This window comes from Alcanivorax sp. IL3 (assembly GCF_047495465.1).
GTDB classification, from domain to species: Bacteria; Pseudomonadota; Gammaproteobacteria; order Pseudomonadales; family Alcanivoracaceae; genus Alcanivorax; species Alcanivorax jadensis.
Genome location: NZ_CP179931.1, coordinates 3,440,151 through 3,459,245 on the forward strand (window position 1 = coordinate 3,440,151; position 19,095 = coordinate 3,459,245).

General features: G+C 56.5%; 19 protein-coding genes. 8 read left to right on the forward strand and 11 right to left on the reverse strand.

Translation table 11 applies throughout. The features are described from left to right. Positions 1 to 81: 81 nt before the first annotated feature. On the forward strand, positions 82 to 444 hold the full coding sequence (locus ACMG4M_RS16020; RefSeq protein WP_035245447.1) for a DUF6164 family protein: 363 nt from the start codon (positions 82 to 84) through the stop codon (positions 442 to 444). 47 nt (positions 445 to 491) lie between these two features. Here ACMG4M_RS16020 and ACMG4M_RS16025 read toward each other — a convergent pair whose 3' ends face one another. Together ACMG4M_RS16025 and ACMG4M_RS16030 are read right to left on the reverse strand one after the other, a co-directional pair. Further along, entirely contained in the window at positions 492 to 1,337 is an 846-nt protein-coding gene (locus tag ACMG4M_RS16025) for a lysophospholipid acyltransferase family protein (protein ID WP_414430417.1), read from the reverse strand. Positions 1,338 to 1,494: 157 nt separating this feature from the next. After that, a complete protein-coding gene (locus ACMG4M_RS16030) occupies positions 1,495 to 1,767 on the reverse strand; it encodes a hypothetical protein (RefSeq protein ID WP_052042477.1) in 273 nt (90 codons plus the stop codon). A 237-nt stretch (positions 1,768 to 2,004) separates the two neighbouring features. Here ACMG4M_RS16030 and ACMG4M_RS16035 point away from each other — a divergent pair, with 237 nt between their 5' ends. Continuing rightward, positions 2,005 to 2,178: a hypothetical protein gene (locus tag ACMG4M_RS16035; protein ID WP_198030612.1), complete on the forward strand. Its 174-nt coding sequence runs from the start codon at positions 2,005 to 2,007 to the stop codon at positions 2,176 to 2,178. Positions 2,179 to 2,408: 230 nt separating this feature from the next. Here ACMG4M_RS16035 and ACMG4M_RS16040 read toward each other — a convergent pair whose 3' ends face one another. Next, a complete protein-coding gene (locus ACMG4M_RS16040; RefSeq protein ID WP_232222005.1) occupies positions 2,409 to 3,008 on the reverse strand; it encodes a TetR/AcrR family transcriptional regulator in 600 nt (199 codons plus the stop codon). A 139-nt stretch (positions 3,009 to 3,147) separates the two neighbouring features. On the opposite strand from ACMG4M_RS16040, the gene ACMG4M_RS16045 reads away from it, so the two are divergent. Continuing rightward, positions 3,148 to 4,158: an SDR family NAD(P)-dependent oxidoreductase gene (locus ACMG4M_RS16045; protein ID WP_414430418.1), complete on the forward strand. Its 1,011-nt coding sequence runs from the start codon at positions 3,148 to 3,150 to the stop codon at positions 4,156 to 4,158. A gap of 13 nt (positions 4,159 to 4,171) precedes the next feature. On the opposite strand, the gene ACMG4M_RS16050 is transcribed toward ACMG4M_RS16045, so the two are convergent. Both ACMG4M_RS16050 and ACMG4M_RS16055 read right to left on the reverse strand, forming a co-directional pair. Further along, positions 4,172 to 5,071, reverse strand: a complete 900-nt coding sequence (locus ACMG4M_RS16050) for an EamA family transporter (protein WP_272961633.1) — start codon at positions 5,069 to 5,071, stop codon at positions 4,172 to 4,174. Positions 5,072 to 5,357: 286 nt separating this feature from the next. Continuing rightward, positions 5,358 to 6,245 (reverse strand): metal-dependent hydrolase, encoded by an 888-nt coding sequence (locus tag ACMG4M_RS16055; RefSeq protein WP_052042478.1) that lies wholly within the window; start codon positions 6,243 to 6,245, stop codon positions 5,358 to 5,360. A 424-nt stretch (positions 6,246 to 6,669) separates the two neighbouring features. Between ACMG4M_RS16055 and ACMG4M_RS16060 the strand changes: the two genes are divergently transcribed. Continuing rightward, on the forward strand, positions 6,670 to 8,271 hold the full coding sequence (locus ACMG4M_RS16060; RefSeq protein WP_414430419.1) for a GMC family oxidoreductase: 1,602 nt from the start codon (positions 6,670 to 6,672) through the stop codon (positions 8,269 to 8,271). A 58-nt stretch (positions 8,272 to 8,329) separates the two neighbouring features. Here the strand turns inward: ACMG4M_RS16060 and ACMG4M_RS16065 are convergent, their stop codons facing one another. Further along, positions 8,330 to 8,677, reverse strand: a complete 348-nt coding sequence (locus ACMG4M_RS16065; RefSeq protein ID WP_035245456.1) for a hypothetical protein — start codon at positions 8,675 to 8,677, stop codon at positions 8,330 to 8,332. A 162-nt stretch (positions 8,678 to 8,839) separates the two neighbouring features. Further along, positions 8,840 to 9,988 carry a zinc-binding dehydrogenase gene (locus ACMG4M_RS16070; RefSeq protein WP_272961636.1) on the reverse strand — a complete coding sequence of 383 codons (1,149 nt, stop codon included), beginning with the start codon at positions 9,986 to 9,988 and terminating at the stop codon, positions 8,840 to 8,842. Between the two features lie 378 nt (positions 9,989 to 10,366). Between ACMG4M_RS16070 and ACMG4M_RS16075 the strand changes: the two genes are divergently transcribed. The 3 genes from ACMG4M_RS16075 to ACMG4M_RS16085 all read left to right on the forward strand — a co-directional run bounded on the left by ACMG4M_RS16075 (position 10,367) and on the right by ACMG4M_RS16085 (position 12,587). Then, a complete protein-coding gene (locus tag ACMG4M_RS16075; RefSeq protein WP_414430420.1) occupies positions 10,367 to 11,116 on the forward strand; it encodes a DUF1223 domain-containing protein in 750 nt (249 codons plus the stop codon). Positions 11,117 to 11,132: 16 nt separating this feature from the next. After that, positions 11,133 to 11,945: a MipA/OmpV family protein gene (locus tag ACMG4M_RS16080; RefSeq protein WP_272961638.1), complete on the forward strand. Its 813-nt coding sequence runs from the start codon at positions 11,133 to 11,135 to the stop codon at positions 11,943 to 11,945. Between the two features lie 222 nt (positions 11,946 to 12,167). Further along, complete coding sequence (locus tag ACMG4M_RS16085) at positions 12,168 to 12,587, forward strand: universal stress protein (RefSeq protein WP_035245466.1); 420 nt, start codon at positions 12,168 to 12,170, stop codon at positions 12,585 to 12,587. Between the two features lie 137 nt (positions 12,588 to 12,724). Here the strand turns inward: ACMG4M_RS16085 and ACMG4M_RS16090 are convergent, their stop codons facing one another. The 3 genes from ACMG4M_RS16090 to ACMG4M_RS16100 all read right to left on the reverse strand — a co-directional run bounded on the left by ACMG4M_RS16090 (position 12,725) and on the right by ACMG4M_RS16100 (position 14,062). Further along, complete coding sequence (locus ACMG4M_RS16090) at positions 12,725 to 13,147, reverse strand: tetratricopeptide repeat protein (RefSeq protein ID WP_414430421.1); 423 nt, start codon at positions 13,145 to 13,147, stop codon at positions 12,725 to 12,727. Positions 13,148 to 13,271: 124 nt separating this feature from the next. Further along, a complete protein-coding gene (locus ACMG4M_RS16095; protein ID WP_272998776.1) occupies positions 13,272 to 13,790 on the reverse strand; it encodes a cytochrome b/b6 domain-containing protein in 519 nt (172 codons plus the stop codon). 5 nt (positions 13,791 to 13,795) lie between these two features. After that, on the reverse strand, positions 13,796 to 14,062 hold the full coding sequence (locus ACMG4M_RS16100; protein ID WP_035245471.1) for a PepSY domain-containing protein: 267 nt from the start codon (positions 14,060 to 14,062) through the stop codon (positions 13,796 to 13,798). 425 nt (positions 14,063 to 14,487) lie between these two features. Between ACMG4M_RS16100 and ACMG4M_RS16105 the strand changes: the two genes are divergently transcribed. Then, the gene (locus ACMG4M_RS16105) at positions 14,488 to 15,150 is read left to right on the forward strand and encodes a cupin domain-containing protein (protein ID WP_414430422.1); all 663 of its coding nucleotides are present in this window, start codon (positions 14,488 to 14,490) and stop codon (positions 15,148 to 15,150) included. A gap of 801 nt (positions 15,151 to 15,951) precedes the next feature. Here ACMG4M_RS16105 and ACMG4M_RS16110 read toward each other — a convergent pair. Then, complete coding sequence (locus tag ACMG4M_RS16110) at positions 15,952 to 19,095, reverse strand: efflux RND transporter permease subunit (RefSeq protein WP_414430423.1); 3,144 nt, start codon at positions 19,093 to 19,095, stop codon at positions 15,952 to 15,954.

Here is a 19,095-nt window from a genome sequence, read left to right on the forward strand (position 1 = left end):
TGTGCAGCCATGTATCCTGTACCAACCTCTGCACCTTGTCCGTGTCTCGCGGGCAGGCCTGGACACATCATCAGGAGCGCCATGACCACCTTACTGCTGAATCTGCGCCGGGTTCCGGACGACGAGGCCGATGAAGTTCGCGCCTTGCTGGAACAGCACCAGATCCTGTTCTATGAGACCGCCCCGAGCATGTGGGGGATCTCCTCCGGCGGCATCTGGCTGACCCAGCCCGATGACCGGGAGCGAGCCAAGGCATTACTGGCCGACTATCAGCAGGAACGCGCCCGGCGTCAGCGAGAGGCCTATGAGGAGGCACAACGGGAAGGGACGGCCCCGACACTGGCAGGGCGACTGCGTGAACAGCCGCTTCGCGTGGCAGGATTGTTCGTGGTGGTGCTGGTGCTGTTACTGGTAACGCTGCTGCCGTTCCTGACTCTGGGTTAGGGACACTCTGGGGAATTCCCTCTCTACCCTGCCCCCGGTCTTGTTGCTCAGTGCTTGCGTGCACCCAGCACTTTGCGCCAGAGCGGGCGCGTCTGCTCCTTGCGCTCTTCATCCATGCGGGAAAGCATCCCGGTAATGGCATCCGAGACCTGTTCGCGCAATTGCCAGAGCACTGCGGGATCTTTTTCCTGGCCTTGCAGGTGAGCCGTCGGAATGGGCTTGCCGATGGCAAAGCGGAAAGGCTCGGCTTTGGGCAGCAAGGTAGGGCCGATGCCTTTCACTAACGGCATGAACAGATCACCGCCGCGCATCAGCGAGTTGATCTTGTCGTTGCCCAGCAACCGCTTGCCGAGCCAACCGTTGGCAAAATCGTCACCGTCATAAACGATGTCGTAGGCCTCATCACAGCCCAGTGAGGCAAAGGGGATAATGTCGAACCCCTGCTCAATGGCCATGTAGACGAAGCCGGTTCGTTTCTTCCACACCAGCTGGTTGATCTCGTCCCGACGCTTGGCTACCTCGCGGGCGCCGCCCGGAAAAACCAGCACATGCTGGCCGCTTTCCATCAGTCGGCGACAGTTTTCACGGGTACCCGGCACGGCGCCAAAACGGGTCACCAGCTTGCCCCACACCGGCGTCGGGAAGTGGAAGTGATCCCCCAGGGAGCGTGGGAACACCCCGGTCTGCCGATACAGTTCGTAGACGAACAGCGGGGAGTCCAGCACGCCCATCAGCGCGTGATTCCCCACAAACAGGCCCGGTCGCTGCGGGTCCACATTCTCCGCGCCTTCCAGCGTCGCGTCGAAATAGCGGCGCTGCATGGCCGTCACACCGGCCATGGTGCGCAGGGACGGCGGGCGGAAATCTTCAATGGGGATCTCGATATCGGACACGGTTACCTCGGTCTGTCTTCGCTGGTGTCAGCGCCAGGGAGGGCAAGACTAGCATTATACAGGCTGGATACCATGGCAGGGCCGCCGCTGACGGCCAGTCGACAAGGGCTTGAAATCGGCGACCAGAAGGGTTCCCGTCCGGAAGTGCCCGGGGTAATCACTCTGATGTATCGGCTTGTGCCAATTGCAGCAGGTCGCGGGCGTAGGCATTCACGTCAAAGGGCGTTTCTTCATTCATGCTGACAGCAATATGCGCCGCCAGCACATCCGCCATTTTTTCCAGTGCTTCTTCACGACCCACCCCCTGGCCGATCAGGTCCATGATCACCAGCCCCGCCTCACGGGGGTGGCCATCGGCAATCTGGTTTTCCACCGCGTCCACCAGAGCCTTCTGTGCAAAATCGTCTTCTGCCTGTTCCATTTCCTGCATGATACGTCCCGTTCTTTATTCACTTAGCGTCGTGCACAGGATATCACCTGGTGTTCCATCCCATAACAACAGACAAGCCATCCTCGGCCCTTTCACCGCCAAACCACCACCGGGTAAAGGACGGCTCTCCATAAATGTATATACATTGACTATCTATATGATAGCCGATAGGGTTATTGAGTGCCGCGCTTAAACCGGCGAACATGCTGCCCTATTTTCTTAATGACGGTTATCGATATGTCGAAGACCAAAACGCCAAAGAAAAATAGCCAGCTGATCATTCGCATTAATGATGAAGAGCGTGCTCGGTTTGTCTCACTCTGTGAGGAGCTAGATACCAGTGCTGCACGTGAGGTACGCCGGTTTATTCGCAGCTTTATCAAGGACCAGGAAAAGCAGTCCGGCAATTAGCCGTATTTCCCCGGCCCGCTACAACTATCCAGAAAAGGAAACTGCGATCATGTCCAAGCGTAAAAAACTGAAGAAAGCGATCAAGAACAGCAAATCCAAAATCTCCAAGCAGGAAAGCACGCTGAAGAAGTTGAAGAAGAAGCTCAAGAAGCTGTAAGCGCTTCCAGAATCAAGGGCCAGTTCCGCTGGCCCTTCTTGCCCTGATCCAGATCAGACCTTCCCGCCCCGCCTCAATCCTGAATCAACCAGGCAGTCAACTTTGACGCCAATATATCCAGCACGGCCTCCTGATCCATCCCGGACGGAGCCATCAATACCAGATGCAGCAAACTGCCGGCGGTTGAGGTAGCCATCAGGTAGAGCGAGTAAGGATGCACGTTTACCCGATACTGCTGACGGGTTTTCTGCAAGCCGGTCTGCAAAACTTCCTGCAATTCTTTCTGCAGTTGCCGGGTCGCAGGTAGCCGGTGCAGATACGGCACCTGAAATACCAGCACCCGCAACAGCTTGCGATGCCTGCGCATCAGCGAATACAGCGCGCCCAGAAAATGGCGCATGGCCACATGCAGGTCGTTACGGTTATCGGTCTGATCCAGGCGGTTTTGCAGCAGGGACGTGGTTTCCGACAACAGCTCTTCCGTAAGGCGGGCCACCACGGCTTCCTTGCCCGGGAAATACTCATACACCGAACCGATGCTGACTCCGGCCACCTCGGCGATGGCATTGGTGCTCAGCCCCGTATAACCATGACGTTCCAGAATCCGAGCACAGGCGCCCACCATGGCAGCCACCGACGCCTTCGAGCGCGCCTGCTTGGGTTCTTTTTTCATTTTGAAATCAGCAGCTTGCCACTTTTCTGTGCGCATGATTCAAAGGCCTGTTCCAGTCAGCAAATCCGAGTTTTTCCGAGTATATGCTCAGATTACAATGGCTGCACGAATACTCCTTACCGCAAGTTATGAGACCCGTATGGCCAACGATATCCAGTTCAGACGCCCTAGAATCGGCCCCTATATCAGCCGCTTTCGTAATCATTGGGCCTGGAATGCCAAAAGCCTGCTGACGCCCCGGCAGGCCCTGCACGACCGCGTGCAAGGCAAGGTGGTATTACTCACCGGTGCCAGTTCCGGCATTGGCGAAGGCGTGGCTGAGAAACTGGCCGATGCCGGCGCCACCCTGTTGCTGGTGGCGCGCAATGCAGAAAAACTGGAAGCCATTGCCAGCAAAATAAAAAAACGTGGCGGCAAGGCCTGCATTTATCCCGGCGACCTGACCGACCTGGAAGAGTGCGACCGCATCTGCCAGCAGGCTCTGGCGGATCACGGGCGGGTGGATATTCTGATCAACAATGCCGGCCGCTCCATTCGCCGCTCGATCAAATTTACCGTGAACCGTTTCCACGATTACGAGCGCACCATGCAGCTCAACTATTTTGCCGCGCTGCGCCTGGCCGTGAACCTGTTACCGGGTATGGAAGCCCGCGATGAAGGCCATATCATCAATGTATCCACCGTGGGCGTGCAGGCCAACCCGGCCCGCTTTTCCGCCTACCTGGGTTCCAAGTGGGCACTGGAAGGCTGGACCTGGGTCGCGGCCAATGAATATGCCCATACCAACCTGCGCTTTTCTTCCATCAACTATCCGCTGGTGCGCACGCCAATGATTGCGCCCACCAAAATCTATGACTACCTGCCAGTGATGTCTCCGGAAACGGCGGTGAACTGGCTACTGGATGTGGTCATCACCCAGAACAAACGCAAGCTCGGCATTTTCGGCAAGGGAGCCCTGGCCATGTATTACCTGCTGCCGAAGACCTCTGAGTCCATCGTTAACCTTAGCTACCAGAGCCTGTTTGAAACCCCGCCGGCAGATTATGTGTCGCGCAAGGATCGCTTTGTAGGCGACGATGGCATAGCAGACAGGGACAACGACAGAAAGGTGGCACCGTTTCGTGCCAGAGAGAACAAGCACCGGGCCTAGCTGGCCCGTCTGCTCAGTGAACACCCCAGCGGGCCGGGAGCCGGCCTGGACCGGAATACACACTCAGTGCCGTCACCGCCACCAGTATCAATATAATGCCAACAACCTGAGAACCAGCCAGGCTTTCATGCAATATCAACACACCAAATAATGACGCGGTCACCGGCTCAACCATGGCCACGATGGAGGCCACGGCCGGAGCCACATTCCTGAGGCCGACCACATAAAGCACAAACGACAGCCCTGCGCCCAGAACACCCAGCCCGACAAACAGCGGCCAATCCGATGACTTGGCGGCCGCCATAATCTGACCAATATCCGCCGGCCACACCAGCATCATGACCAACACCGAAAATGCGATGAACAGAATCGCCTGGGGACTGCCATGGGGTGCGGCGTATTTGAATCCGAAAATGAATACGGCATAGCAGACCCCGGCCAGCATACCGGCAGTAACGCCGATCACCGTCACCCCTTGCGCCCCCATGTCATACACGCGGGTCAGCAAAACGATACCCAGCATCACCACCGCAATGGCGGCCCACTTCAAAACAGATGGCTGCTCAAGTCTCAAGGCAAACGACACCAGGTAAACGAACACCGGTGCGCAGTACATCAGCGTGGCCGCCACCGCCACACTGCCCTGGGAAATACTGAGAAAATAGAACGCGAAATTACCGGCTACACCCAGGCCGGCAATCACAGACCAACCCCATAAGCGCTGACTCGTCAGGCCATGCCCACCCGGCTGCAGCATCAGCCAGACCAGCACCAGGAGCAGACCAATCGCGCCCCGGTAGAACGACACCAGGTATGCACTCCAGCCTTCGGCCATCAACATACCGCCGATGCCGCCTGACAGTCCCCAGCACAGGGCCGCCACAATCACCAACGCTGTGCTCACGCGCGCCATCTGCACTCCCGCCTCCCTGGCACCCTGCAAGGCGCGCCAAGCGACAACGAACGAACCAACACGCAAGCCGCATTTTCATGGGCTCTCATCTGTCACTGAAACGCAGATTTTTTCTGTATGCAACATCCGCGGAAAGCACCGCAGGCAGGTCAGAAGCAGTCAGTCGTGGTCGTCACAGGGCCACGGGAACGTGATCACCGGTGAGAAAAGGGAAGGTCATGAACGCCGGCTGACACCATGGTCATGCAGACCATGATGTCAGCCCTGAAGGAACAGGCGGGAACAATCAGGCGGAGGCAGCCGCTTCCTGCTCAGCCAGGAAACTGTCGATCTGCAGCAGCAACTCACGGTTATCGTGATCCCAGGGATGGAAACCCGGGCGGAAGTAATCCAGGTAGTTGCCAATCTGCTTACGCAGCATGCCGATATCGCCGAAGGTGTAGTGGAAAAACTTCTGCCAGCCCTTCCAGTCTGTCAGCTTGCCCTGCTCGCGCAACACTTCAAGAAAGACCGGAATCACCAGCCCCCAGAACACCACCGTTGCCAGACCCAGTCCGAAACAACGCAGCCCATAGGCGCCAACACCTTTACCCATGACCGCCGTCCAGACATCAAAGGCCACCGCCTTGTGCTCGGTTTCTTCCAGTGCATGCCAGCGCCACAACGCGGCATAGGCCGGGTCGGCGCCTTCAACAACGCGAGGATCACTCAACACACTATCCGCGAGCAGTCCGGTGAAATGTTCCAGGGCAATGGTGCCGCTCAGGGACACCGGGGCACTGTACTTGTTGAAGGTCTTGAGCACGCCCTCCACCAGACGCTCGAATTTGGGCGCCACCGAGGAAACCGCAAACAGGGCATCGTTATATTCTTCATGCTCCCGGCCATGCATGGCTTCCTGACCGATGAACGCGGTCACCGCCTTCTTCAGCTCGGGGTCGGTAATCTGATCCCGGTAGGCACGCACACTGTCGATAAAGAAGCGCTCACCCACAGGCAGGATGGTGGAGAAGGTGTTCAGAAACGCCGTCAGCACGGGCCCGCCCGGAGTGTGCCAGTCTGAAATCCGTTTGGGGTCCACGTTGAAGCGAATACTCCTGCGCGTCGGCACCAGCATGGGCTTGGCGCGGGTATTATCTGTTACCAGACGTAGCGCTGCAGACAGCTTTCTCATTGTAATCTCCAGTCATCATAATGCCCTCAGGCACACTGATAGCATGCCGGGAAAAACAAGGGCCTCATCTAAACATACGCAGGGACCCTTGGCACGATGCTAAAACTTGCATCGCACAAGCCATTATTCATAAGGCACCAGCCGCCGTTAAAGCCACGTGAGCCCTGATTCAGCATACCGCAAAGCGCGATGGGAAATGGCCTTATCAGGGCGACTTTTCCCTGTCTGCGGTTTGTATGGAAAAGGTCTCAGGAGCGCCCTGCCGGTCACACAAACAGTACTTACCACCACAAAAACCCGGTGATAATCTGTTTCCCTGACGTTGTGATGGATATCGGTACCCGCCCCCACCAGCGAATGCTGGCCGGAACAGATGCCTCTGTCGAGCCGCACCGTAAATAACAGACAAGAAAGGGATGCAGCCATGGAAAACGACTTTGACTATCTCATCATTGGTGGGGGATCTTCAGGGTGCGCCCTGGCCGGGCGATTGAGCGAGGACCCTGACACCCACGTCTGTCTACTCGAAGCCGGGGGCCAGGGTGACGGGCTGCTGGTCAACGTGCCGTCCGGCGCCGTGGCCATGCTCTCCAAGCCCATCAATAACTGGGTCATGGAAACAGTCCCGCAGAAAGGCCTGAATGGTCGCCAGGGTTTCCAGCCCCGCGGCAAGTGCCTGGGCGGCTCCTCCGCCATCAATGCCATGGTCTATATCCGTGGCCACCGCGAAGACTACGACCACTGGGCCGCACTGGGCAATGACGGCTGGTCCTACGATGATGTGCTGCCCTACTTCCGCCTTAATGAACACAACGAGCGTCTCGATAACGAATACCACGGCACCGACGGCCCGCTCTGGGTCAGCGACAGCCGCACCGGCAACCCGTTTCAGGATTACTTCCTGGATGCCGCCCGAGAGTGCGACATCCCCATTACCGATGACTTCAACGGCGCCGAGCAGGAAGGTGCCGGGGTCTTTCAGGTCACCCAGAAGGATGGCGAGCGCTGGAGCAGCGCGCGGGCTTACCTGTTTCCCCACCTGGATCGGAAGAACCTGCAGGTGGAAACCCTGGCCCAGGTCCAGCGTATCCTGTTCGACGGTAAGCGCGCTGTGGGTGTGGAATTCAAGCAGGGCAAACAGCTGCGTACTCTCCGCGTCCGCAAGGAAGTGCTGCTGTCTGCCGGGGCCTTCCAGTCTCCCCAGCTGCTGATGCTGTCCGGGGTGGGCGATATGGAGGAACTGAAAAAGCACAACATCCCTGTGGTGCATCATCTGCCCGGCGTGGGCAAGAACCTGCAGGATCATCCGGATTTCATTTTCGGCTACACCACCGACAATCCGGCTACCTTCGGCCTGTCACCGGGCGGCATGTGGCGGGCGCTAATGGCCATGGCAACCTATCGCAAGGAACGTCGCGGGCTGTGGACCTCCAACTTTGCCGAAGCCGGCGCCTTCCTGAAAACCCGGCCGGAACTGTCCGCCCCGGATCTACAACTGCACATGGTCACCGCCCTGGTGGATGATCACGGTCGCAAGATGCACTTCACCCAGGGCTACTCCTGTCATGTCTGCCTGCTGCGCCCGCGCAGCCGGGGCAGCGTGCAACTGGCCAGCGCCAACCCGGACGACCTGCCCCTGATCGACCCGGCCTTCCTGGACGATCCCCAGGATCTGGAAGACATGCTGGAAGGCTACAAGATCACGCAGAAAATCATGGAAGCGCCGTCACTAAAGCGCTGGATGAAGAAGGACATGTTCACCGAAAATGTGAAAACTGACGACGACATCCGCGACGTGATCCGCCAACGCACTGACACCGTTTACCACCCGGTGGGTTCCTGCAAGATGGGCACCGATGAACACGCCGTGGTCGACCCGCAATTACGCGTTCACGGCATCGAAGGGCTGCGCGTCATCGATGCCTCCATCATGCCCACCCTGATCGGCGGCAACACCAACGCGCCGGCAATGATGATTGCGGAAAAAGCAGTGGATATGATTCGGGGCAACAGCCGGGTGGCTTAGGCTTAGCCCCGATCAAACCGACAAGGCAGCCGCATTCTCATGCCACCGAGATACCCGCTCATGAATGAGCGGGCATATGCCTGCCAAGCAGCATTTTCCGGACATCCCCGTTTGTCTGCACACTGAGCACCAGCAGATAGCAGGAGAGGAACAGAGCGCCCCCGAAAAACGCGCACAGCGCCAGCCCGATCCCGGAAAGGGATATTCCCTGCCGCCACAGCACCCAGAGTGCCGAAAGCGCCAGCATGAACATGAAATCCAGGTTGAATTGGCCTGGCCACTCTATCGCCGCCATATCGGCGAAGAAGACCGTCAGCAAATTCATTCCGTGATTCCCAACCACAACCGCGGTGTACGCGGACAGAATCACGAGCATGGCGACAAGCAAACTGCGAAAAAAAATCATGAACCTCACCTCCCAGACGCCGAGAAAACGATGATTTTATCGGTTTTACGCTGGTATACCATTACCTGTGAGGTAATGGCACAGATTGCTTGCCCCCTGCCCTATGGCCTATGGCCTATGGCCTATGGAAGGCAGTAACGGATCGTGGCCCTCGCTGGTGATTCACAGTTGGCCCGGATCAATCAGGATCTTGGCGTGCTGCTCCGGATTACCCAACGCGGCAAAGGCGTCGTCCACTCCGGACAATCCCACCGTGCCGGTAATCATCGGCCCCACATTCACTTTGCCTTCGGCAATCATGTGTAACGCATCGCGGAATTCGATGGGCATGTAGCCCAGGGTAAAACGCAGATCAATTTCCTTGTTGATGGCATTCACCGGGAAAAAGTGATCCCGTTTCATGCAGACGCCCACCACCACAATGCAGGAGCGCAACGGCGCATCCGCGACGATGCTCTCGATCATTCCCGGAATGCCAACGCACTCGAAAATCACCGGCCGTTTCGGGTTGGTCACCCCGGCCACTTCCGCCGCCCGCCACAACGGCTCCCAGGGCAACGGCGTCATGCGCAGCATGGCCATGCCATCCAGGGCCATGTCGAACAGCTGCGGCGCATCTACCACAAACCCGCGTTTCTCAAGGCCTTCATAAGGACTACCTTGTGACGGGTCTACCACCACATGAGCACCCATGGCCTTGGCCAGATTGCGCCGCGTCGGCGAGTAATCGCTGGCGACGATATGGCGCACACCCTTGGCCTTGAGCATGGCAATCACGCCCAGACCGATCGGCCCACAACCGATCACAATCGCCGTGTCACGACGGCGGATCTCGGACCGATTCACCGCATGCAGAGACACCGCCATGGGTTCAGTCAAAGCAGCGTGGTCATCAGAAATTCCGTTGGTTACCGGAAAGGCCAGCGACTCTTCCACCAGAACACGTTCGGCATAGGCGCCAGGCGCCTGAGTGGACAAACCTGTCAGGTGTGCCACCCCGTTATTGCGACGCATGGGCATGGCCACAACACGTTTTCCTGGCTTCCAGCGACGGTGCGTTTTTGCACCGTAGTCTGCAATCTCACCCACAAACTCATGCCCCAGCACCACATGCTCATGACTGCGCATAATATGGGGGTACCCGACACGCTCCGTGGCCTCCGCCAGTTCATCCGCATGATGCCGGGCATGCAGGTCCGACCCACAAATACCACAGCGCAACACATTCAGCAGAATTTGGCCCTTGCCGGGCTCTGGCTCAGCCACATCCTGAACCTCAAAGTCACCGTGGTGGCAAACAACAGCTTTCATGGTTATTTTCTCTCACAAAGCGGGCTTCATTGACCCAGTTATAGTGTCGCGCAAAAACATGACTAAACAGGTCGTATGGAGCCAAATGGTTCATTACCAGCAAGCAAAGAGAAGTCTGGGAAGCAAAGTCCGGATCGAGGTCCGGGACACGCATAGATTTATAGCGATGGGATTCACAGTAGCAAGCGGGGATTGTTCTTATTAGAGAGCAGTTTCGGAAAGGTGCTATAAGTTGGGCGAATGAATAGGACTCGTTGAGCTCGGCTCAAACGCACGGGGCAAGACCTGACCCCGATGCTCGACCCCGATGTTCCCGCGGTTGTAACGAACTCCGCTTACAGACATCAAAGCGCAAACCTAAACCATAGGGATTCTCTTATGCGCGCGCCGCTTAGTCTGTTTCTTTTTCTTTTGTCTGCAATGCTGCAGGCCGGCAGCACGCCGCTGACATTCAGCAGTGGCGAACAACAAGTCTCTTTGATTGAGCTTTACACTTCCGAGGATTGCAGCAGATGCCCACCGGCAGACCGGTTCCTGCAATCGCTGGGAAAGCAAGAAGGGCTATTTTCAACGTTTATCCCATTGTGTTTTCACGTGGATTACTGGGATTACATCGGTTGGGCAGACCCTTATGCCAGCCCGGCCTTTAGTGACCGGCAACGTCGCTACGCTCAGATTCACGACTCAAATCGCGTATACACCCCTGGTTTTTTCATCAACGGCAATGAGTGGCGCGGCTTTTTTCAACGTGATCGTAACTGGCGGGGTTCCCTATCACGGAAAAAGGTTGGTGTTCTTTCGGTTACCTACCAACACCCGACATTGCAGGCCACGTTCGAGGGCAAGCTTCCCGATAGCGCACGGCTCAATACCGCATGGATCGGCCTCGGCCTGGAGTCCTCAATACAACGTGGAGAGAACCGCGGCAAAACCTTACAGCACGATTTCGTTGTTTTGCAGTGGAAAAATCAACCCATGCCGTCTTCTACCGTGACCCTCACGCTACCTTCTCCACCCGACAACGGACAACAACGCACCGGGCTGGTGGCCTGGATAAGCCAGAGCAGCGACCCCAGACCCGTACAAGCCGCGGGCAGTCTCCTGCCGTCAAAAACCACAATTCATTAAAGTCTACGGAGACTCCATGTTTGCCAACAAATACTCTTCGGCATGTATTCGTAACGTCGCCGCCAGCCTTCTTTTTCTTTCCTCTTCACTGGCCGTGGCAGCCCCGACCGCTATCAACACGCCGCTTTCTCGGGCTCCCCTGGATGACACCAGCCACTTCGGTATCGGCGTCACAACGTCAATCACCGAACGGCCTTTTGTCGGTGTCGATAAACAAAACGAAGGGCTCCCCTATTTTTCCATCCGCTATAAACGCTTCAGCCTGGAAGGCCTTGATGTCGGCCTGGATCTCTTTAAAAAAGACAATAGCGTATTGGGGCTGGTCGTCACGCCTCGCTTCTATGAAGTCACCTCAGGCTTTGCTGACAATGGTGAACTTAACGGCATAGAGACAACACACCGCACCGTCTTTGCCGGGCTGTCTTATGACTATCAGCATTCCATGTATCAAATATCTGCCAACCTATTGAAAGATATAGGCAATGAGAGCGACGGCCTGGAAACGAGCATTACTGTCAGCCGCGGGGTTAACTGGGGAGATTTCACCATCGCGCCATCTCTGGGACTGGTTTGGCAGGACGGTCGATTAGTCGAGCATTTCTACGGGGTGGACGCCGATGAAACTGCGCCCGGCCGACCCGCCTATGGTGAACATAGCTCACTCAATTATCAGGCCGCCTTGACCGCTATCTGGACGCCGGGAAAACACTGGCACTTTCTTGCTGTCGTCAAAGAGGATTATCTTGGAGAGGGAATTTCCGATAGCCCTATCATTAATGAACGGTCGCTTACCTCCGTCGCGATAGGCGGAATATTTTATTTCTGGTGATATGCCAGGAACGATCGCCGTTTTAAAACGGACAATTTAAAACGATAAAACGGGCATTTCATTCATCAAATCTGCTATCGCTGATTTTTATTATTTCTACCTGATCTATTGCCCTGGATCAACGACCGGCCCATCTTTTTGGCAACATCCGCTGATCTATGCCACCCTTTTCAATGTGAAATCTAGTGATGCAATCACTGACTCGGAATAAGGAGAAATGCCATGTACCGGAAGATACTCGTTCCCATCGACCTGGCACACACCGACAAAATGCCGAAGACTCTCAGCACAGCTATCGACATTGCCAAACACTATAGCTCTACGCTGTGCTACGTCAGCGTGACCAGCAGCGCCCCGTCTTCTGCAGCGCACAGCCCGGAAGAGCTGGCGGAGAAGCTCAGTGCCTTTGCCAAGGAACAAGGTCTGGCTCACGGCATCGACACCGACAGCAAGGTCATATCGACACCTGACACCGCCGTGGAACTGGATGACCGGCTCTTGGAAGCCATCAAGGACACGGGCGCTGACCTGGTTATCATGGCTTCGCACACCCCGGGCATTGCCGACAAACTTCACATTCTTCGTTCCAATGGCGCAAACATCGTCAAACACAGCGATATATCGGTTTTCATCGTGCGTTAGGCATGCGGCAAGCCGGGCCTTTCATATCTGGCGAAATGGGTGGCCAGACGACGCCATCCATGTCCTACCTTGTTTCTCAAAGAGAGGGGCACGCATAAATTCAGTCATTGCCGGGGCCCCTTATTCGCCTGCTGACTCTAGCCACCTAGTAGGCCTTCCAGCAACTCATCAATTTCCGCTTTGAGTTCTTTGTCCTCAATCTTGTTAGCGCTGACTTTTGCTTCTTCCAGTTTCTTGATTGCCGCATCGGTTTGGCCTAGATCAACATGCAATTTCGCCATGGAGAATGCGATAGATGAGAGGTGGTCTTTGGAGTTGATCTTCTCGGCCTTCGCCAGGGCTTTTTCGTAGCCCTTCAGTGCCTCTTCCAGATCTTCGGTAAAGTCGGCCAGGGTCTCCCATTGCTCCGGGTGGTCCTTGTCGGTGCTTTCATTCTCGGTACAAATGGCCTGTAGCTGCGCATAAAGAGAATCAAACTCGCCTATATTGCCTTTTCTGTCAGCCTCCATCAGCTGTTCAGCCAGCCCATAAACTGCCTTGTATATCTTGGTGTTAATCATTTTCGCTCTACTGCCAGTGTGTGGGTACTGCCGATTAATGTTTATAGTTTGGCATGCTGCTCAGGGCTACCCAAGCGGGGGAACGCATCAATCAAGTCGCCACGTAAAATCCGGCTAATGCGTATTAGCGGCGACGGCGCCCGGTAATCATGGACAAGGGAAGGTTTTCCTTGAGGCGATAGCTTTCATACAACGCCCCCAGGATGTGGAGAACAACCAACCCCAGCAATGTCGTAGCGAAGCCCCAGTGCAGGTCTTTCACCCATTCAACCCCCCAGAACATGTCGGTTTCTTCCATCATATATCCGGTAGCGGCGAGTCCTGCCAGACACGACATCATGAGGATCATCACCACGGCACCAAGTGGTGTATGCCCTAGCCGACGGTAACCATCGCCACGCAGCAAGCTGCTCCAGTGTGCAACCAGCCGTGACGGTGTAGGGAAGAAATCAGACCAGCGTGCAGCACCATGGCTCACAAACCCCCAGAAAAACCGCAGCACCAACATACCCGCTGCGGTATAACCCAGAATAATGTGGAGATCGCCACCTTTTTCATTGAAAAAATAGTTGGCGACAAAGACAACAGCAACCGTCCAGTGAAAAATCCGGATCAGCGGATCCCAGACCTGAACAGTAGCCATTTGAATCAGTCCTTGATCTCGGTCTTCAGTGTTTCACCGGTGACTGGATCATAGTAAATCTCAACTTTCTTGCCTTCCTCATTCCAGCCATACAGCTCGTAACAATCGCCATCAGTGATCTTGAACACCTTGACCTTGTAGCCATCGTCAACCAGCTTCTGCTCGAAAGCATCCTTATCCATCCATTTTGTACGATCTTTCTCCTGGCACTCAGGACCCGCAACGGCTGCGGCGCTCAGGGCAAGCAATGACGAAACAAGAACAATACGCATGTTTTTTCCTCTTCGGGGTTGAAAACAAGGAGGCTGTACCGACCAGCATTCAACGGCACGGCCAGCAAGTTTGCCATATCTTTTCAGTCAAGTAACACGCCGCAAAGTTCCTTGGCAGCTCATCCTGTCCGAGGCAAGCCTTCCTTGGCCCGCACCGTAGGGCACATTCACAAACTGTTCACAACGATGTTGGAAATTTTCCAATTAATGAGTATCACCTACTGCGCCGCACCCCGCAATTGGACAAGGCTCCGCTGCGTTATCGAGACACAGCCACCCTTATCGTCTGTCAAACCAAACGATGCACCGGCACGTTTTGTCTATCCCCCCAAAAAAGATCGGCCCTCAGCAATTCCTGGAAGCGTTGACCGCGACGCTTATCCCGGCAGACACTAGCACCCTCAAGATTTTTAAAAGAGCGCACCATGGCCACCTTACTCAATGCAAATTTCGATCAACGCGTGGTCATTCGTCCCACGGATTACCGATGGGTCACCTCACCCATGCCCGGCGTTGAGCGCATGATGCTGGATCGCATCGGCGACGAGGTAGCACGGGCGACCTCCATCGTGCGGTATGCCCCGCATAGTGCGTTCTCGTCCCACACCCATGATGGCGGCGAAGAGTTTCTGGTGTTGGAGGGGGTGTTCTCGGATGAACATCAGGACTACCCAGCGGGCACCTACGTGCGCAACCCTATTGGCACCACTCACACGCCTCGCATCGGCAAGGAAGGCGCAACGATCCTGGTGAAACTGCATCAATTTGATCAGGACGACACCGAGCCAAAAGTGATCGACACCTTGAACACTGCCTGGCGACCGGGACTCGTCGAGGGACTGACGATGATGCCCCTGCACGATTTCAAAGGTGAGCACGTGGCGTTAGTGAAATGGGCGCCCCATACCCAATTCCAATCGCACCAGCATTGGGGCGGGGAAGAAATCTTTGTCCTGGACGGCACTTTTTATGACGAGCATGGCAGCTACCCCAAAGGCAGCTGGCTGCGCAGCCCTCACCTGAGTCGGCATACGCCGTTCACGAAAGAGGACGGGGCGTTGATTTATGTGAAGGTGGGACATTTGTAGGAACGAGATACGCTTATGAGAAATGGGAGGCCTGACCCCGTAGTTATTTTTTTAGTGTCTTGATCAACAGTCATGTTGTGCCTTGTAACGCCCGGCGCATCGGGCAAATTGGAGCGAGGAACGAGCGGAAATTTGATCCGCCTGCCGCCGCTTGTTATGAGAAGCCTCCAACTAGATATATAACGCACCATGCAATGAAACCCGACATTACCATTAATAATGCTAGAGCTAGCAGCCGAACCACCGGGAAGTAATACGTTATACCCTGGCGTTGTTTCGCCTTCTTCATTGCGTAGAACTTAGTATTGAAGGCAACTTTAATCCCTACCATTAGGAAACTTACGCATATTATCGCGAACAAAAACTCCGCTCTCCCTGAGATGGCCGCCAGAATAGCTAACACCCAGAAGCCCGCGACAGCGTAAAGCTTTATTCTCTTTTCTCGTTACTTAACCACTTCGAACTCATCCAAACCCGGAAAACTCATAACAGCGTATTCAATTGCAGATGCGATATATCACTTTGCAATATATCCCCGGTCCCAACTTCTCCTGGATCTACCCGAAAAATTCAGCCAATCAATGCTTTAACCACAACCCAGGAATCATTCTCAGCTGACTTTTCTTGTGCTTGCGTGTTGAACGGGAAATTTTGCCCGGACTTTTCTTACATCGAAAAATCTTAAGATTCACTTTATCTCAGCAACTTACAAAAATATGTAAGCCATGTCCTACATATTCAAATTGCGCGCTGGTGAAAAACGGGAAATTCTCCCCGGCTGCTAAGGTCGGGGAGACAGCCTTATCGCTTCAATTCGGCCTCTTTCCCCCTCGAAAACACCCCATAAAGACTAGGCAACACCAACAACGTCAACGCCGTCGCCGACACCAGCCCACCCACAATCACCACCGCCAGTGGCCGCTGCACTTCACTGCCCACCCCGGTCGCCAGCAGCATAGGAATCAGCCCCAGCATTGAAGTGAGCGCGGTCATCAATACCGGGCGCAGGCGGGATACGGCGCCTTCGAAGATCGCGGTCTCCAGCGCTTCGCCATCACGAAGCCGATGATTGATGGCTTCTACCATGACCACACCATTGAGCACCGCCACCCCGAACAGTGTGATAAAGCCCACGGAGCTGGGCACGGACAGGTATTGGCCGCTGATCGCCAGGGCGAGGATGCCGCCGATGAGGGCCAGGGGCACATTGACCAGAATGAGAGCCGCCTGGGCCACGGAACCGAAGGCGAAGTAGAGCAGCAGGGCAATCAGGCCCACGGCCACGGGCACCACCATGGCCAGGCGTTGCTGGGCACGCTGCTGGTTTTCGTATTGGCCGCCGATGTCCACGCTGTAGCCGGCGGGCAGGTCGACGTCGCTGTCGATGGCCTGCTGGATGTCGGCCACTACGGAGCCCATGTCGCGACCAGCCACATTGGCCTGGATAACCACGCGGCGTTGCACGTCATCGCGGCTGATCTGTGGCGGGCCGGAGACCAGGGATACGTCTGCCACATCCATGAGGCGCACCCAGGCACCGTCCGCCGCTTTGAGGCGCAGGTTGCGGATGGCTTCGGCATCCTTGCGGGCGTCTTGCTCCAGGCGCACATAGATGTCGTAGCGCTCGTTGCCATTGATCACCTGCCCGGCGCTGCCGCCGCCCAAGCCGTTGCTGACCAGATCCATGACCTGATCCACGCTCAGGCCGTAGCGGCTGAGGGCGTTGCGGTCCGGGGTGACCACCAGCTGGGCTTCCCCGGCGATCTGTTCCAGTTGCACGTCGGTGGCACCCTCCACTTCCTTGACGGCCTGGGTGATGGCTTCGCCTTTCTCCTGCAGCACGTCGAGATCCGGGCCGAACAGTTTGATGGCGAGCTGGGCCTTTACGCCGGAGAGCAGTTCGTCCACGCGCATGGCGATGGGCTGGGAAAAGTTGAGCAGCAGGCCGGGGTGTTTTTCCAGTTTCTGCTGAATCTTTTCCTGTAGCTCAAGGCGATTGCTGGCGCTCTCCCATTCATCTACAGGCTTGAGACCGATATAGATTTCCACGTTGCTCACCGGTTCCGGGTCGCCACCGATTTCGGCACGCCCTACCCGGCTGAGCGCGTAGGTGACTTCCGGGAAGGCCATGATTTCCTTCTCCAGTTTTTTCCCCACGTCCAACGCAGTATCAAGGCTGGAGGACGGCGCCAGCGTCACACGTAACGCCAACGTCCCCTCTTCCAGTACGGGCACGAATTCAGTGCCAATAAACGGCGTGGTAGCCAGCGCCAGGGCAAACAAACCCACCGCTCCACCGACCACCACTTTACGGGCCTGCATGGCTTTGCCCAGCAGGGTGCGATAGCGGGCTTCCAGCCACTGCATCAGTTTGTTGGGTTTTTCTTCCACGCCATTACGGAACAGGAACCCGGCCAGTGCCGGCACCACGATCAGCGCCACCAGTACGGCGGCGGTCATGGCAAGCATGATGCTGATAGCCATGGGCACGAACATCTTCGCTTCCACCCCCTCGAAGGCGAACAGGGGCAGGAACACCACCAGGATAATGCTGGCGGCAAAGAACACCGGCCGCGCCACTTCCTGGGCGGCGTCTTTGACTCTCAAGGCAATGCCGCCCTGTGAGTCGTGACTGCCCTCTTTCTGACTCAGGTGTTTAAAGATGTTTTCGACCATCACCACGGAGCCATCCACCAGCATGCCGATGGCCACGGCCAGGCCACCCAGCGACATCAGGTTGGCGGACATGCCCAGGCTTGCCATCGCCAACAAGGCCAGGCCGATGGAGAGCGGAATGGACAGCAGCACCAACGCGGTGGCGCGCAGGTTCATCAGGAAAAGAGCCAGCACGATGACGATAAACACGAAGGCCAGCAGCAAGGCGGTGACCACGGTGCTCACCGCTTTTTCCACCAGATCCGCCTGATCGTAGAACACCTCGAACTGCACACCGTCCGGCAGGGCCTGCTGGATGCGCGCTTCGCGGGCCTTGATGCCATCGATGGTGGCCTTGGTATTGGCGCCCATGCGCTTGAGCACGATGCCGGCCACCACTTCGCCCAGGGCTTCCGGTTCGCCGTTGGCATCGCGGCGGGTCATGGTGAGGGCGCCCTGACGAATCTCGCCGCCGAACTCCACCTTGGCCACATCTCTGACGCGCACCTGGGTGCCGTCCACTTCCTTGAGGGGAATGGCGGCGATATCACCGAGCCCTTGCTCACCGCTGCCTACCCAGCCCATGCCACGAATTACCAATTGCTCGGCGCCGCGATCCAGATACCAGCCACCGGCGTTGCGGTTGTTGGCGGCGATGGCGTCCATGACCTGTTGCAGTGACAAGTCGTAGGCCAGCAAACGGGTGGGGTTAACGTTGACCTGATACTGGCGCACTTCACCGCCATAGCTGAGCACATCGGTGACGCCGCCCACCGGCATCAGCAACAGTTTCACCACCCAGTCGTTGAGGCTGCGCAACTGCATGGCATCCACATTGGAGCCCGGCTCGGCGGTGAGCAGGTATTGATACACTTGGCCCAGGCCGGAAGTGTTGGGGCCCATTTCCGGGGTACCGACGCCGTCGGGGATATCTTCCCGTGCCGCCTGCAAGCGTTCGAACACCAGCTGGCGGGCGAAGTAGATATCCGTGCCTTCCTCGAACACCACGGTAACGATGGACAGGCCGGTCTTGGAGATGGAGCGCACCTCGGCCACCTGGGGCAACGCGTACATGACCGCCTCGATGGGATAGGTGATCAGTTGCTCCACTTCTTCCGCAGCCAGGCCTTCGGCTTCGGTGTTCACCTGTACCTGGACGTTGGTCACGTCCGGGAAGGCATCCAGTTTCAGGTTGGGGAGTTGCCAGCCGATCACGCCGATGGTGATGATCAGTAGTAGCAAGACAATGAGGCGGTTGTTCACCGCCCAATCGACAAGTCGATTAAACAT

Bases quoted from the DNA above. Each gene is read 5' to 3' on its own strand.
- ACMG4M_RS16020 (WP_035245447.1), top strand. From the start codon at position 82: ATGACCACCTTACTGCTGAATCTGCGCCGGGTTCCGGACGACGAGGCC.
- ACMG4M_RS16030 (WP_052042477.1), bottom strand. From the start codon at position 1,767: ATGCAGGAAATGGAACAGGCAGAAGACGATTTTGCACAGAAGGCTCTG.
- ACMG4M_RS16035 (WP_198030612.1), top strand. From the start codon at position 2,005: ATGTCGAAGACCAAAACGCCAAAGAAAAATAGCCAGCTGATCATTCGC.
- ACMG4M_RS16040 (WP_232222005.1), bottom strand. From the start codon at position 3,008: ATGAAAAAAGAACCCAAGCAGGCGCGCTCGAAGGCGTCGGTGGCTGCC.
- ACMG4M_RS16045 (WP_414430418.1), top strand. From the start codon at position 3,148: ATGGCCAACGATATCCAGTTCAGACGCCCTAGAATCGGCCCCTATATC.
- ACMG4M_RS16050 (WP_272961633.1), bottom strand. From the start codon at position 5,071: ATGGCGCGCGTGAGCACAGCGTTGGTGATTGTGGCGGCCCTGTGCTGG.
- ACMG4M_RS16055 (WP_052042478.1), bottom strand. From the start codon at position 6,245: ATGAGAAAGCTGTCTGCAGCGCTACGTCTGGTAACAGATAATACCCGC.
- ACMG4M_RS16060 (WP_414430419.1), top strand. From the start codon at position 6,670: ATGGAAAACGACTTTGACTATCTCATCATTGGTGGGGGATCTTCAGGG.
- ACMG4M_RS16065 (WP_035245456.1), bottom strand. From the start codon at position 8,677: ATGATTTTTTTTCGCAGTTTGCTTGTCGCCATGCTCGTGATTCTGTCC.
- ACMG4M_RS16070 (WP_272961636.1), bottom strand. From the start codon at position 9,988: ATGAAAGCTGTTGTTTGCCACCACGGTGACTTTGAGGTTCAGGATGTG.
- ACMG4M_RS16075 (WP_414430420.1), top strand. From the start codon at position 10,367: ATGCGCGCGCCGCTTAGTCTGTTTCTTTTTCTTTTGTCTGCAATGCTG.
- ACMG4M_RS16080 (WP_272961638.1), top strand. From the start codon at position 11,133: ATGTTTGCCAACAAATACTCTTCGGCATGTATTCGTAACGTCGCCGCC.
- ACMG4M_RS16085 (WP_035245466.1), top strand. From the start codon at position 12,168: ATGTACCGGAAGATACTCGTTCCCATCGACCTGGCACACACCGACAAA.
- ACMG4M_RS16090 (WP_414430421.1), bottom strand. From the start codon at position 13,147: ATGATTAACACCAAGATATACAAGGCAGTTTATGGGCTGGCTGAACAG.
- ACMG4M_RS16095 (WP_272998776.1), bottom strand. From the start codon at position 13,790: ATGGCTACTGTTCAGGTCTGGGATCCGCTGATCCGGATTTTTCACTGG.
- ACMG4M_RS16100 (WP_035245471.1), bottom strand. From the start codon at position 14,062: ATGCGTATTGTTCTTGTTTCGTCATTGCTTGCCCTGAGCGCCGCAGCC.
- ACMG4M_RS16105 (WP_414430422.1), top strand. From the start codon at position 14,488: ATGGCCACCTTACTCAATGCAAATTTCGATCAACGCGTGGTCATTCGT.
- ACMG4M_RS16110 (WP_414430423.1), bottom strand. From the start codon at position 19,095: ATGTTTAATCGACTTGTCGATTGGGCGGTGAACAACCGCCTCATTGTC.